Raw genomic sequence first — 13,561 nt, 5'->3', positions numbered from 1 at the left:
GGGAGGAAAGTTACCGGGGGCTAGTGGAAGGCGAACGATGAGCACAGCACCCGCGACCCTCGACGTCCGGCGGACCCGCAGGTCCCTGGTGGCGGGCACGGTCGGCAACTTCGTCGAGTGGTACGAGTTCGGCGCCTACGGCTTCTTCGCCACCGTGATCGCCGCCAACTTCTTCAGCAGTACCTCCACCAGCGACGCCGAGAGCCTGATCAAGACGTACGCCTCGTTCGCGCTGGCGTTCTTCTTCCGGCCGATCGGCGCGGCGGTGTTCGGCCGGGTGGGCGACCGGATCGGCCGCCGACCGACGCTGATCATCGTCCTGCTGCTGATGACGCTGTCCACCACGCTGATCGGCATCCTGCCCACGTACGCGACCGTCGGGGCGGCGGCGCCGTGGCTGCTGACGCTCGTCCGGGCGCTGCAGGGCCTGTCGGCCGGCGGTGAGTTCGGTGGCGCGGTGTCGATCATGACCGAGTTCGCCCCCAAGACGAAGCGCGGCCTGTACGGCGCGTGGCAGTCCCTCACGGTCGCGCTCGGGTTGCTCGTCGGCGCCGGGCTCGCAGTGATCCTCGCGACGGTGCTCAGCAAGGAGGCGCTGAACGACTGGGGCTGGCGGATCCCGTTCCTGCTGGCGTTGCCGCTCGGCCTGGTCGCGTTGTGGTTGCGGCTGAGGCTGGACGAGACGCCGAACTTCGAGCGCCTGCAGCAGGAGGCTCGGACGGGTGCCACCGGTGAAGTGACCGGAAGGAACGTCGCGCAGGTGCAGTCGGCGGACAAGGCTGAGGTGGCCAAGGCGATCGCGCTGGGCATCGGGCGGCTGATGGGGTGGTCGGCGGCGGGTTACACGTTCCTCGTGGTGATGCCGACCTACCTGCAGGCGACGCTGAACGCGACCTTCCAGCAGGCGCTGGTGGCGACCGTGCTGGCGAACCTCGGGTTCGCGGTCTCGATCATGCCGGCGGGCTGGCTGAGCGACCGGATCGGCCGCCGCCCGGTGATGGTCACCGGCGCCGCGCTGGTGGTCGTACTCGCGTTCCCGTTGATGAATCTCCTGCAGGACAAGGAGAGTTCGACCGCGGCCAAGGGGATCGCCGTCTTCGTGGCCGGGCTGGTCGTCGGGTTGATGGCCGGGCCGGGTCCGGCGATGCTGGCGGAGATGTTCCCGACCAGAGCGCGCTACACCGGCCTCGGCCTCGCGTACTCGCTGTCGAACGCGGTCTTCTCCGGCTGCGCCGGCCTGATCATCACCGAACTGATCAAGCGGACCAAGAACGTCGACATCCCCGCGTACTACGTGGCGGTGACGTGCGCGGTCAGCGTGGTCGCGCTGCTGACCTTGCGCGGCGACGACTACAAGCGCGAGTTGCGGGACTGACATGCGCGTCATCGGGCTGATGTCCGGCACCTCGTACGACGCGATCGACGCGGCGGCGGCGGACCTGCGGATCGAGGGCGACCGGATCGTCCTCACTCCGCTGGGTCTGCTGAGCCAGGAGTATCCGGAGTCGCTGCGGGCCGAGCTCGCCAGTTCTTTGCCTCCGGCAACCACCACGCTGGAGCGGGTGTGCCGGCTCGACACCGGGATCGGGCAGGCCTTCGCTGGACTGGCGGAGCAGGCGGTCGAGCAACTCTGTGGTGGTCACGCGGATCTGATCGTCTCGCACGGGCACACGATCTTCCACTGGGTGGAGGAAGGGCGAGTCCGCGGCACGCTCCAACTCGGGCAGCCTGCTTGGATCGCCGAGGCGACCGGCACCACAGTGGTCTCGGACCTGCGCTCCCGCGATGTCGCCGCGGGCGGTCAAGGAGCCCCACTGGTCAGCATGTTCGACGTCCTCTGGCTCCGAGGCCGCTCCGGCACTCCCGTTGCGCTCAACCTGGGCGGCATAGCCAACATCACGGCCGTCCCAAGCTCCGGACCCTCCGGGCTCGTGGGGGAGCCGATCGCGTTTGATACCGGGCCGGCCAACGCGTTGATCGATGCGGTGGTGCGGGATACCACCGGTGGGCGGTCCACCTTCGACGCGGACGGCGTGATGGCCGGTCGGGGGCGGGTCCACCCCGAGCTGTTCGAGCGGCTACTCGCCGAGCCCTACTACCGGAGGCCGGCACCCAAGAGCACCGGCAAGGAGCTGTTCCACCTCAGCTACCTCGCCAAGGCGATGACCGGGCTTCCCGAGATCGCACCAGACGACCTGGTTGCGACAGTCACCGCGTTGACCGCCCGGACCGTGGCTGATGCGGTGCACGCGCACGGCGGCACTGAGGTGATCGCGGCAGGGGGTGGCATCAGGAACCCGGTGCTGATGCACCTGCTCGCCCAGGAGCTCCGGGGGATCCCGGTGCGGAGTACGGACGAGCTCGGGTTGCCTTCCGCGGCGAAGGAGGCGTACGCGTTCGCGGTGCTGGGGTTTCTGACGGTGAACGGGCTGGCTGGGACGGTGCCGAGTTGTACTGGGGCGCGGCATGCGAGTGTGCTCGGGTCGATTACGCCCGGGCTCGGCGCGTTGCCGATCGCGGCGGCTCCCGACCGGATCCCGGTCGCTCTGCACATCGAGTGAACCGGGTGGCGTGTAACAGCTGCCGGAGATGGCCTTCCTGCTGTTGCTCGGTTGCGCCGGGGTGAGCCCGGCCGAGCAGATGCGGCACGCGACCATGGAGGCCGTACGGCGAGCCGGGTACGACGAGGAGGCGGGTCCCGGGCGTCGGTCACTGGCCGGGGTCGGCCGATCGCCGTCTGGAGGGGATCAGCGAGGACTACGGCGACATTCTGCGGGACTGGGTCACCCGGTGGCTGGCTACTCGTTGACCCAGGCAAGGATCAGGCGAGCGGAGTCCTCGGGGGTTCCGTCGCCGGGGACAGAACGGGGGACCAGCTTGCGGATCTGCGCGGCGTCGGCGATCGCCTCTTCGATCTGCTCGTCGGACCACCCTCGCTCGGACAACCTTTTACGGCGTACAGAGTCCGGGCAGTCGAGGTGCAGCCAGCGGCCTTCGGGCAACTCCGTCGGCACCAGCGGCGAGAGCAGCAGCATCGGGGTGCCGGAGCGCCGGACCAGCTCGGTGATCCGCAGCCACAGCGCGTTGTACGCCGGCCAGTTCGCGGCGGCGGACGAGTCGGCGATCTCGATGCCGAGCACCCGCCCCTCGGAGTCGAGCAACTCGTCCATGTCCATCACGACCAGCTGCTTGGCGCGCAGCCGCAGCAGCTCCGGGATCACCGTCGACTTGCCGGCCCCAGGCGCTCCGGTCACCACGAACAACCTCGTCACGCCCCCATTTTCACCGACCCTCCAACCTCCCGCAGCACGACCCGACCCTTCAGTTCCGCAACGGCTCCCGGGCCCGGCGCCGGGGTTGACCTTCGAGTTGGTCGAGGATCGAGGATCGGGGGCATGACGGACGAGTTGCTGGCGATCAGTGCCTTTGCGCGGCGAGTGGGATTGACTCCGAGTGCGCTGCGCTTCTACGACGACTGCGGGCTGTTGCGGCCCGCGCAGGTGGACGACCAGAACGGCTACCGGTACTACGCGCCGGACCAGGAACCGCGGGCAGCCCTGCTCCGGGATCTGCGGGAGATCGACCTGCCGCTGGCCGAGGTACGAGTGGTGCTCGACGAGGGCCCGGCTGCGGGTGCCGCGGTGGTGCGGGCGCATCTGCGGACGGTCGAGGGCAAGGCCGACGCCGCTCGCCGGGCCGCTGCGCGGATCCTTGCCTCGCTCCCGGCGGTTCCCTACGAGTGCGCGGTCACCCTGGGCGGCGCCGAACTCGCAAGCGCGATCCGCCAGGTGGCGGCCGCCGCGGCGCCTACCGACGAGATCCCGGCCCTCGCCTGCGTTCTGCTCGGACTCGACGAGGACGAGGTCACCCTGGTGGCGACCGACCGCTACCGCCTGTCCGTCCGCAAGCTCCACCCGGTCGGCTTCACCGGGTACCCGCGGAACCTTCTCGTCAAGGCGACCGAACTGACTGCGCTCGCTCGCTGGGTGTCGGCCGCGGCCGAGGTGCGGATCGAGACGGGCCCGGCCGGTACGACGTTCGCGGCTGCCGGTACCTCGCGCGAGGTGCCGGTGGTCGACGAGGAGTTCCCGGCGTACCAGTCGATCCTCGACGGACTGGCGCCGCCGACCAGCCGGGTCGTCGTCGACCGGCTCAGACTGCTCGAGCTGCTGACCGACGAAACCGTTGCCCTGAGCATCGACTCGGACCGGCTCGCCGTGACGCCGAAGGGGGCGACGGCACCGTCGGGCGAGCTCGAGGTGATCGCGTCGGGCGAGCCGCTCCGGATCGGGTTCACCGCCTCGCTGCTCGCGGCCGCGTTGACGGTGAGCGTGGGACCGGACGTACTGCTGGAGATCGGGCCTGTGGACCGGCCGGTCATCGTGCGCTCAGCCGATCAGGGCACCTTCACCACGTTGGTGATGCCGGCCATTCTCGACGGGTGAACCGGGCCTACTACGGCTGGCTGGCAGGCGCGTCACTCTCGGCATTCGGCGACACCGCGGTCTTCTTCGCCCTCGGCTGGGCGGCGCCCCCGAGCCCGTCGCCGGATCCGTGGTGAAGGAAACACTCGACGGCATCCGCCTGGCCTGGACAGACCCCGTATTGCGTGCGCTGCTGCTGACCGTCGGTTTGATGGCGGCCTCCGTCCTGCCGGTGACTTCGTTGTGCGTGCCGCTCCTTGCCCGCTCGAACGGCTGGACCGCCTCGCAAGCAGGATTGGTGGTCGGCGCAACGGTCGCCGGTGGACCGACAGTGACGCTGGCGGTCGCCCGATTCGGCACCTTCGCCCAACCCGGACGGACCGCCGCGGTCGGTTGCCTGATCGCTGCCGCGGGAGTCACCGGTCTCTCGCTGGCGTCGTCCGCCTACTCAGCGGCAATGTTCGCGGCTGTCCAAGGCGTCGGCATCGGCATCTTCACCTCGCACCTGGCACCGGTGTTTGTCGCGAGCACGCCCCGGTCTCACCTGACCCGGCTGCAGTCGTTGCTAGCGCTCGCCCAGACCCTTCCCCTGATCGCTTCGACGAGCCTGCTCGGCCTGATCGCCGCAGCCGGCGCACAGCTCGCAGTAGTGGCCTGCGCCGCCGGTACTGCGCTCGCCGGGGCGACGCTGTTGGCCATGCCACGAGCGATGACGGCGGTCGTCTGACGAGACAAGGAGTATCAGGACGGCGGCCGTCTGAGGAGACAGGGAGTATCTTGAGGGATCGGAGTCGGTGGCGTCTCACTGTCGAGCGCCTGGAAGTCCCCGGTGTGACGAGGCGATGTCTATGTCGTTCCCACTGTTCCTGCAGTCGTCCGTTGAGCAGTCCGGTCCGGTCCGGCTGCGGCCTGCGGACATCACCCTCAACGCACTGTTCGCCGAGCTGACCGAAGCTCGGTCCGCGAACCAGTTGGAGCGCGGAGCGCCTCGGCTGGGCACCGCCGGCGGCCGTCGCGCGGACCGTCTCCTGCAGAGTCTCGAGGCCTGCGCCTCTGCCCTCGAGGATCGCAACCTTCCGATCCCCCCGTCCCTGCGAGACGAGCTCCGCCTTCGCCGGAGTCTGCACGCGACCAGCCGTACCTGACCAGCGGACGGAGGCGGCGACGCGCAGTACGGGCGTCGGAGCGGCCTCCTCCGCGAGGTGAGTATCGTCGGCCGTGAAGGCGGCGACGCGTGCTCGATGCCGAGGGCTGCCTGGGTCTCGAAGCGGCGGACCAGCTCTCAACCAGGGGCGAGGTAAGGGGACAGCACGAGGTCGAGTTGGTCCCGTAGGAAATCGGTCAGTAAGCCCCAGCCGGTTACGGCCCAGACCTGCAGGGCGCCGTTGAAGCAGACCAGGGTGAGGCGGGCCAGGGCTGGCACGTCGGCGTCGGCCTTGAGCTCTCCGGCCTCCTGAGCGGCTCGCAGCATCCGGGCGGAGCTCTCGACGATCGCGTTCGAGTGCGCCAGCGCGTGCGCGCGGAACTCCGGATCGGCGACGTCCAGCTGGACGAAGGCGAGGCCGTTGCCTAGTTCCTCGCGATGCTTGATGTGCGCCACGCTGGACAGCGCGAAGTCGCGCAGGCCGGCTAGCGGCGAGGTGTTCCGCGCTTCGGCCTCGGCTGCGGCCAGCTGCACCATGTGCGGCGAGCGGGCCGCCGACGCGAGCAGCAGACCGCGCTTGGAGCCGAACCGCTGCATCAGCGTGGGAGGAGCCAGCCCGACCCGGGCGCCGACGGCCGCGAGGGTGAGCTTGGTGGGGCCGAGCTCGGCCAAAACCTGGCGGGTCGCGTCGAGGATCGTGTCGTCGCTGATCAGGCGTGGTCTCGCCACGATTTCCCCTCGATTTCCCGCCACCGCCCGCTCGGGCAGTTTGTGAATGGCCATTCGTTAACTACCGGGACAGTAACAGATCGCTGTCCGCTCAGTTATTCGATGACGACGGGTGGACGGTGGGGCGCCCTGCACGCCTCGCTATGGTCTGTGCCTGGTCGGCCCTCCGCCCTGGGCCGAACTTGTCGTACCAACGGGGAGTTCTTTCATGCGTTTCGCCCGCATCACCCTCGGCCTGCTCTTGGCCCTGGTGGGAGTACTAGTCACTCTGGCCGGGGCCGTCGTCGCTTTCTGGCTGGTCGGCCCGGACAACACCGTCGACACCGGCGAGCAGCGCCTGGCGAGCAAAGGGCTCGCCGTGATGACCGCGCCGGACCTGCTCGATCGGCACGGCCCGACGCTGCACGTGACCGCCAGTGCCAGCAAACCGGTCTTCGTCGGCATCGGGCAGGACCTCGACGCGGCGAGCTACCTGAGCGCCTCGGAGTACTCGCGCGTGGTGCGGTTCGACGTACCGGTCAGCTTCGACACTCAGGAGATGAAGGGCGGCCAGACTCCGCTCGCCCCGCCGGCCGGGCTCGACTGGTGGAGGGTGAAGGCGGCCGGTCCTGGGGAGCAGACCATTTCCTGGGAGATCGCGGACGGCCGGTACGACGTCGTGGTGATGAACGCGGACAGGTCTCCCGGGGTGGCTGCCCGGATCACCTTCGGCGTCGAGCTCGCCGGGGCGTTCCGGACCTGCCTGCTGGTCCTCGGGATCGGCGTCGTGCTGCTCGTTGTGGGTCTGGTGCTGATTCTCTTCCGCCGCCGCAACCAGTCCGCTCCGCCCGTTCCGGTCACGGCCAACGCCGCGCCGCAGATGCCGTACACGCCGCCGACGTACGAGAAGCAAGGCCAGGTGCGCCGGTACGCCGGGGTGGCGACGGGGGTCGTCTTGTTGCTGGCGGCAACTGGTTGTGTCGCGGTGCCGGAGAAGAACACCAGCCAGTCGCTGAGCCGGCCGGCAGTCACCCTGGCCGACGGGAAGACCGTGGTCGCGCGGTACAACGAGATCAACAACAAGGCGAACCAGGCGCGGGACGCCAAGCTCTCGGAGACCATCGAGGGTGACCCGACGCTCGCGCAGACCCGCGCGGGGTACCGGATCGATGGCACGCTCGATGCGGCCCGCAAGAACAAGATCAAGCCGTTCACCTACACCAAGCCGCAGATCGGTGCGCCCGAGTTCAGCTCGTACCCGATGCGGTTCGTCGTCAGCTCAGGTGTCTCCGACGACCCGGACAGCCAGCAGCTCGGCGTCTGGCAGCGGCAGAACGCTGGTACTCCGTGGGTGCTGACGCATTCCGTCTACCCGGGCGCGACGACGAAGCTCCCGTCGATGGAGGGGCTGCGGACGCCAGCGAAGGCCGATATGGCCAAGCTGTCCACGCTGCCTCAGACGGCCGGCAACGATCTGGCCACCTATCTGTCTGCGGGAGTGAAGTCTCCGAAGGCGGCGCTGTTCGTTCCGTCGCCTGGAACGGTCAGCCTGCTCGGCCAGCGCGCCAAGTCCAAGGTCGCGGACGCCAAGGAGGACTACATCTCCACCGTCACCGACACGTTCCGCCCGTCCGGCGAGCCGGTCACCTTCATCACCGCGACCGGCGAGGCGCTGGTCTTCCTGACCCTCACCGAGCAGTACCTGCAGAACGTCGAGCCCGGCTCCAACGCCTACTGGACCAGCGGCGCCGCCACCGCCTTCAGCAGCTTCGTCAAGTACACCCAGTCCCTCCACCAGGACTACCTCCACCAGGTAGCCGTCCTGATCCCACCCAAAGGCCCGGCCGCCAAAACCCGCATCCTCTCCCTGGACGGCCAACTAGTGGGCGCTGGCGGCTCCTGAGACCCGAACCTCACAACCTGCACTCAAGTGAACAAGCTGAGGTCTGGCGGCCGGGGTGACCGAGCAGGAGACTCAGGGCATGCGAGTGGGGGTTGCGGCCGCGGTTGTTGTGCTTGTCTCCGGTGGAGTGCTGACGGGCTGTGCGGGAGAGCCGCCTGACGAATCCGTGTCCGTGACCGTGGATTCGCCGCACCCGACTGCTCCGAAGGCACTGCCGACAAAGGCGGCGCCAAAGCCAACCAGTTCAGCACCGACGAGGCCGAAGCCAACGCCGACGGTCACGTCGACACCCGTGGTGACCCGCAGGATGGTCACGGAGACTAGGAAGGTTGCCTTCCGGAAGGTCACGCAGAGGGATCCGTTGCTGGCCAAGGGGCGAAAGGTTGTCACTGTCCAGGGCGTCCCAGGCACGAAGCGCCTGACCTTCGAGCTGACCCTGACCAATGGCGTGCAGACCGGCAAGCGGCTGGTGAGCCAGGTCGTCGTGCGGGCGCCGGTAGCTCAGGTCACCTCGATCGGCACGAAGGTCGAGTCTGAGCCCGCAGGGAATTGCGACCCCAACTACACGGGCGACTGCGTGCCCATCGCGAGCGATGTTGACTGTTCGAGAGGCAGCGGCAATGGCCCGGCGTACGTCGACGGCCCGGTCGAGGTGGTAGGTACAGATATCTACGGGCTGGACCGAGACAACGACAGCATCGGTTGCGAGGACTGAGTCCCGGCGTGCCAGGGTGCTGCTGGGAGGTATAGCCGATGACAGAGGTTGGGCGTCAGACTGATCTGGCTGCTGAGGGGGAGCCTGAGGCGGAGTTTCATCAGGGGATTGCGCAGCGGATGCCGCGTAAGGGCGTGGCCGGTGGGGCGTTGATCCGGAACGAGGACGGGCTGATCCTGTTTCTCGAGCCGACCTACAAGCCGACGCTCGACATTCCGGGTGGGATGGCGGAGCAGGACGAGTCGCCGCTCGAGGCCTGTCGTCGCGAGGTCCGGGAGGAGATCGGGCTGGAGCTGGAGATCGGTCCGTTGCTGGTGGTCGACTGGGTCCCGGCCATCGGGGTCTGGTACGACGCGGTGAACTTCGTCTTCGACGGTGGTGTCCTCAGCAACGAGCAGATCCAGCAGTTGAGGATCGACCCGGTGGAGGCGCGTGGGAGTGAGTTCCTGACGCTCGAGCAGGCGAGCACTCGGCTGCGGCCGTCGATGGCGCGCCGGATTGCCGCCGCCCAGGAAGCGGTCAGCCGCGGCGCCACGCAGTACACGGAGTTCGGGCGTCTCTGAGGGTGGAAATTCGGTCGGCGCCGAACGGAGCCGGGGATACGTTACGAACCATGACTCGCTTCCCGTTGGAGCCGACCCCGATCCATGTTCCCGACGCGGTGCTGCAAGACCTCCGAGCGCGGCTCGAGCTCACCCGGTGGCCGGATGACGTAGGGAACGACGACTGGTCCTACGGGGTCGGCCGGACCTACCTCCAGGAGCTCGCCGAGTACTGGCTTCACCAGTACGACTGGCGCAAGGCCGAGGCCGCGATCAACGCCTATGAGCACTACCAGGCGCACGTGGACGGCGTACCGGTGCACTTCATGCGAAAGCCGGGAGTCGGCCCGGCTCCGACACCGTTGATCCTCAGTCACGGGTGGCCGTGGACCTTCTGGCACTGGTCGAAGGTGATCGACCAGCTCGCCGATCCAGCCGCCTTCGGGGGAGACCCGGCCGACGCGTTCGACGTGATCGTGCCGTCGCTGCCGGGCTTCGGGTTCTCCACCCCGCTGCCGAAGAACCCGGACATGAACTTCTGGAAGGTGGCCGACCTCTGGCACACCTTGATGACCGAGACCCTTGGCTACTCGAAGTACGCCGCGGCCGGGTGTGACGTCGGCGCGTTGGTGACCGGTCAGCTCGGCCACAAGTACGCCGACGAGCTGCACGGCATCCATATCGGCTCGGGGCTGCGGCTCGACTTCTTCACCGGCGACCGGGCCTGGGATCTCAGCGGCGGCCGGCCGATCCCCGAAGGTCTGCCCGAGGCCGTCCATGCGCAGGTCGTCGCGCTCGATCGCAGGTTCGCCGTTCACCTGGCCGCGCACCTCCTCGACCCCAGCACCCTCTCCTACGGACTGACCGACTCGCCGGTCGGCCTGCTCGCCTGGATCCTCGAGCGCTGGGAGCGGTGGAGCGACGACCACGGCGACCTCGAGAGCGTCTTCAGCAAGGACGACCTGCTCACCCACGCGATGATCTTCTGGGTCAACAACGCGATCGGAACGTCGATCCGGTACTACGCGAACGCCAACCGCTATCCGTGGACGCCGTCGCACGATCGCAAGCCGGTGATCGAGGCCCCGACCGGGATCACCTTCGTCGGGTACGAGAACCCGCCCGGCGTGACCACCGAGCAGCGCGTCGACAGCTGGCTCGGCCTGCGCGAGGGCTGGTACAACCACGTCAACCTCACCGCCCACGACGCCGGCGGCCACTTCATTCCCTGGGAGGTCCCCGACGCCTGGGTGGACGATCTGCGCCGTACCTTCCGCACCCGCCGCTGATCCGGGGAAGGAAAGAGGCGGTAAGCGGTTGCCGTAAGATAGTTCCGGCTGGTTGACTCCGGGTGTGAGCTTTTTCCCCTTCGCCCGGGAGTACCAGTGGACATCACCCGCCGTCGCCTGCTGTCTTTCGTCCCCGCCGCCGCTCTGCTGACCGCGGTCAACCCCGCGCCCGCGAGCGCCTCGATCCCAGGACGTGCCTCGAACCAAAGCGCAGCCGGTACCGCGCAGTTGCTGGCGAATCTCGTCGGCATCTTCGCGGGCACGCCCGAGTCCAACCAACGGCCCGAGGTGCAGGCCAAGCTCGCGGCCCTCGACCAGACCGCGCGGACCTGGCTGTCCGCGATGGACCGGGCCCAGGCCGGAGAACTCTTCGCCGGCCTCCCCCTCGGCACGAGCGACCCGAACCTCAACGCGTCGTACCAGCATCTCTACGAGATCGCGCTGGCCACCCGGCGGCCGGGCCCGGCGTCGGACTTGCAGGGCAACGCCGCGATCCAGGCCAGGGTGATCGAGAAGCTGCGGTGGTTGCACGACAACTTCTACGGCGACCAGTCCAAGGGGTACTACGGCAACTGGTTCACCTGGGAGATCGGCATCTCCACCCACGTCGGCAAGACCCTCGCGCTGCTCGACGCGCCCGCCGACCTGATCAGCACATATGTCGCGTCGATGGACGCATATCTGCGCAACGGCAAGGACGGTGACGTCGACCTCGACTCCCGGTTCCACACCGGCGCGAACCTGTCCGACATCACCGCCAACCGGATCATCCAAGGCGCCCTGCTCGACGACGACGCGCGGATCCGCAAGGCGCTGCAGGACCAGTTCACCGTCTTCGCCACCATCGACCCGTACAACCTCCAGCACGGCGTCACCGACGGGTACTACGCGGACGGCTCGTTCATCCAGCACGACTCGGTCGCGTACACCGGCTCGTACGGCAAAGCCCTGCTGACCAGGGTCGTCCAAACGGTGAAGACCCTCGACGGCACGGACTACGCGCAGTCGGATGAGTTGGTGAAGGTGGTCCAGGGCTGGGTCGAGGAAGGCTTCGCGCCGCTGATCTTCGAGGGCTGGATGACGGAGGTGGTCAAGGGGCGCGCGATCTCCCGCCCCGCCACCGGGTACGACGATGTCGCCATCGTGGTCGAGGCGATCGTCGACCTCGCGGACTACGCGGAGCCGGCGGATGCCGCCCGGCTGAAGAGCTACGTGAAGTTCACCGCGCGCCCGACGTTGAACCCGAGCAGCTTCGTCTCGCCGGTCAGCATCACCCGTTTCGCGGCCATCACCGCCGACCCGGCGATCGTGCCGGCCGACCTCAACCCCGCCGCGAGCAGTGTCGCCTTCAACGCGATGGACCGGAACGTGCACCGCCGGCCCGGGTACGCGTTCGCTCTGTCGCGGAACTCGGCCCGGATCAGCAAGTACGAGTACATGAGCGGCGAGAACCTGATGCCGTGGTTCCAGGGCGACGGTGCCTACTACCTCTACCTGAGCGGCCAGGACCAGACCCAGGCGTTCGGCGTCGACTACCTGACTACGGTGTCGCCGTACGCCCTGGCTGGAGTCACCGCGCCGGTGGAGCAGCGCAGTACGATCCCGCAGCTCTACGGCACGCCGTACTACGACAACCCGGGGCATCCGCTCAACTTCACCGCGTCGTCGGAATCGCAGAACAAGTACGTCTACTTCCCCGTCGGCACCAACCAGTACTCCGGTGGCGCCACGCTCGGCCCGTACGGCGCCGCCGGGTGGATCCAGTCGAGTGATATCGCGTACGCCGACCAGGACCTGCTCCCTGAGGACTTCGTGGTCTACCGCAACGCGGACTCCACCAAGTCCTGGTTCATGCTCGACGACGAGGTCGTCGTCCTCGCCGCGGGGATCGGCGACCAGGACCAGCGCGCGGTGACCACCTCGATCGATGCGCGCCTGGCGGCTCCGGCCGACCAGTTGACGATCAACGGAGTACTGCGGAACGGGCGCGCGTGGTCCGGCACCGGCGACGCCGACCTCAGGTGGCTCCGCTACGCCAACACCACCGCGGGTACGTCCCTCGGCTACTACTTCCTCCAGCCCAGCAAGGTCACTGTCGGCGTCGAGAACGTCACTCGCAGCCGCCGTGTGGTCCGGACACCCAACCCGGACACTTCTGTCACCAAGCAGGTCTTCTCCCTGAGCCACCAGGCCCCAGGCCGAACCGCGCTCGCGTACGCACTGGTGCCGAACGCAACGGAAGCCAAGCTGCGGTCATACCTCTACGGGCGGCTGCTGGTGCTGGCCAACTCCACGCGAGTGCAGGCGATCCGTCACAGTGGCCTGGACCTGATTGCCGTCAACACGTTCACCTCTGGGCATCACCAGGTCTTCGGGCTGACTATCGATGGACCGGCATCGGTGATCACCAGGCGGAACGCGGATCGCACCACCTCCATCGCCGTCTCGGACCCGACGATGTCGCGGGCCACGATCTCGGTCTTCGTGCTGGCCCGCCGGCTCACCAAGGTGACCGCCGACCCCGGCATCACCGTCACGCACACCCTGGCCGGAACGCGCCTGACGTTCACCACCCACCACCTGCACGGCACATCGCTGACAGCAACCTTCAGGGGGTAGTGGAGCCCGATCTCCGGCATCGATTCCGCATCTGAGGTCGTCGCCGGGGTTCGGGTGGACGAAGTCAGCGGGGATAGGGGCCGATGGCACGGACCTCTGTCCCTGCAGGGATTCCGCGGGTTACCCGTGGGCCGATGACGCCGAACACCGCGGACCAGTCGATGTTCGAACGGGGCCCGGAGAGGGCTTGGCCGCGGTCCTGCCCGGCAAAGCGAAA

General features: G+C 68.2%; 12 protein-coding genes. 10 read left to right on the top strand and 2 right to left on the bottom strand.

Annotation, left to right across the window (positions count from 1 at the left end; all coding sequences use genetic code 11):
- The first annotated feature begins 37 nt into the window (after nucleotides 1–37).
- Complete coding sequence (locus tag ACFPJ1_RS04670; RefSeq protein ID WP_380101576.1) at nucleotides 38–1,375, top strand: MFS transporter; 1,338 nt, start codon at nucleotides 38–40, stop codon at nucleotides 1,373–1,375.
- A 1-nt stretch (nucleotide 1,376) separates the two neighbouring features.
- The gene (locus tag ACFPJ1_RS04665; protein ID WP_380101575.1) at nucleotides 1,377–2,561 is read left to right on the top strand and encodes an anhydro-N-acetylmuramic acid kinase; all 1,185 of its coding nucleotides are present in this window, start codon (nucleotides 1,377–1,379) and stop codon (nucleotides 2,559–2,561) included.
- 237 nt (nucleotides 2,562–2,798) lie between these two features.
- Here the strand turns inward: ACFPJ1_RS04665 and ACFPJ1_RS04660 are convergent, their stop codons facing one another.
- Nucleotides 2,799–3,272, bottom strand: coding sequence for an AAA family ATPase (locus ACFPJ1_RS04660; protein WP_380101573.1), 474 nt, complete (start codon nucleotides 3,270–3,272; stop codon nucleotides 2,799–2,801).
- A gap of 123 nt (nucleotides 3,273–3,395) precedes the next feature.
- Between ACFPJ1_RS04660 and ACFPJ1_RS04655 the strand changes: the two genes are divergently transcribed.
- From ACFPJ1_RS04655 to ACFPJ1_RS04645, 3 genes are all read left to right on the top strand, one after another.
- Nucleotides 3,396–4,445, top strand: coding sequence for a DNA polymerase III subunit beta family protein (locus ACFPJ1_RS04655; protein ID WP_380101571.1), 1,050 nt, complete (start codon nucleotides 3,396–3,398; stop codon nucleotides 4,443–4,445).
- A 112-nt stretch (nucleotides 4,446–4,557) separates the two neighbouring features.
- Nucleotides 4,558–5,151, top strand: a complete 594-nt coding sequence (locus ACFPJ1_RS04650; protein ID WP_380101570.1) for an MFS transporter — start codon at nucleotides 4,558–4,560, stop codon at nucleotides 5,149–5,151.
- Nucleotides 5,152–5,272: 121 nt separating this feature from the next.
- On the top strand, nucleotides 5,273–5,569 hold the full coding sequence (locus ACFPJ1_RS04645; protein WP_380101569.1) for a hypothetical protein: 297 nt from the start codon (nucleotides 5,273–5,275) through the stop codon (nucleotides 5,567–5,569).
- 137 nt (nucleotides 5,570–5,706) lie between these two features.
- On the opposite strand, the gene ACFPJ1_RS04640 is transcribed toward ACFPJ1_RS04645, so the two are convergent.
- The gene (locus ACFPJ1_RS04640) at nucleotides 5,707–6,297 is read right to left on the bottom strand and encodes a TetR/AcrR family transcriptional regulator (protein ID WP_380101568.1); all 591 of its coding nucleotides are present in this window, start codon (nucleotides 6,295–6,297) and stop codon (nucleotides 5,707–5,709) included.
- A gap of 208 nt (nucleotides 6,298–6,505) precedes the next feature.
- Here ACFPJ1_RS04640 and ACFPJ1_RS04635 point away from each other — a divergent pair, with 208 nt between their 5' ends.
- From ACFPJ1_RS04635 to ACFPJ1_RS04615, 5 genes are all read left to right on the top strand, one after another.
- A complete protein-coding gene (locus tag ACFPJ1_RS04635; protein ID WP_380101567.1) occupies nucleotides 6,506–8,179 on the top strand; it encodes a DUF8094 domain-containing protein in 1,674 nt (557 codons plus the stop codon).
- Nucleotides 8,180–8,234: 55 nt separating this feature from the next.
- Nucleotides 8,235–8,894, top strand: coding sequence for a G5 domain-containing protein (locus tag ACFPJ1_RS04630; protein WP_380101566.1), 660 nt, complete (start codon nucleotides 8,235–8,237; stop codon nucleotides 8,892–8,894).
- Nucleotides 8,895–9,013: 119 nt separating this feature from the next.
- Complete coding sequence (locus ACFPJ1_RS04625) at nucleotides 9,014–9,457, top strand: NUDIX domain-containing protein (protein WP_380101565.1); 444 nt, start codon at nucleotides 9,014–9,016, stop codon at nucleotides 9,455–9,457.
- A gap of 50 nt (nucleotides 9,458–9,507) precedes the next feature.
- Nucleotides 9,508–10,725, top strand: coding sequence for an epoxide hydrolase family protein (locus tag ACFPJ1_RS04620; protein WP_380101564.1), 1,218 nt, complete (start codon nucleotides 9,508–9,510; stop codon nucleotides 10,723–10,725).
- A gap of 96 nt (nucleotides 10,726–10,821) precedes the next feature.
- Nucleotides 10,822–13,344 carry a polysaccharide lyase family 8 super-sandwich domain-containing protein gene (locus ACFPJ1_RS04615; protein WP_380101563.1) on the top strand — a complete coding sequence of 841 codons (2,523 nt, stop codon included), beginning with the start codon at nucleotides 10,822–10,824 and terminating at the stop codon, nucleotides 13,342–13,344.
- Nucleotides 13,345–13,561: the final 217 nt, after the last annotated feature.

The sequence above is a fragment of the Kribbella qitaiheensis genome (genome assembly GCF_042657745.1).
Taxonomy (GTDB): domain Bacteria; phylum Actinomycetota; class Actinomycetes; order Propionibacteriales; family Kribbellaceae; genus Kribbella; species Kribbella qitaiheensis.
The sequence above is the reverse complement of the archived record's forward strand: the minus strand, read 5'-3'. Positions and strand labels throughout refer to the sequence as shown.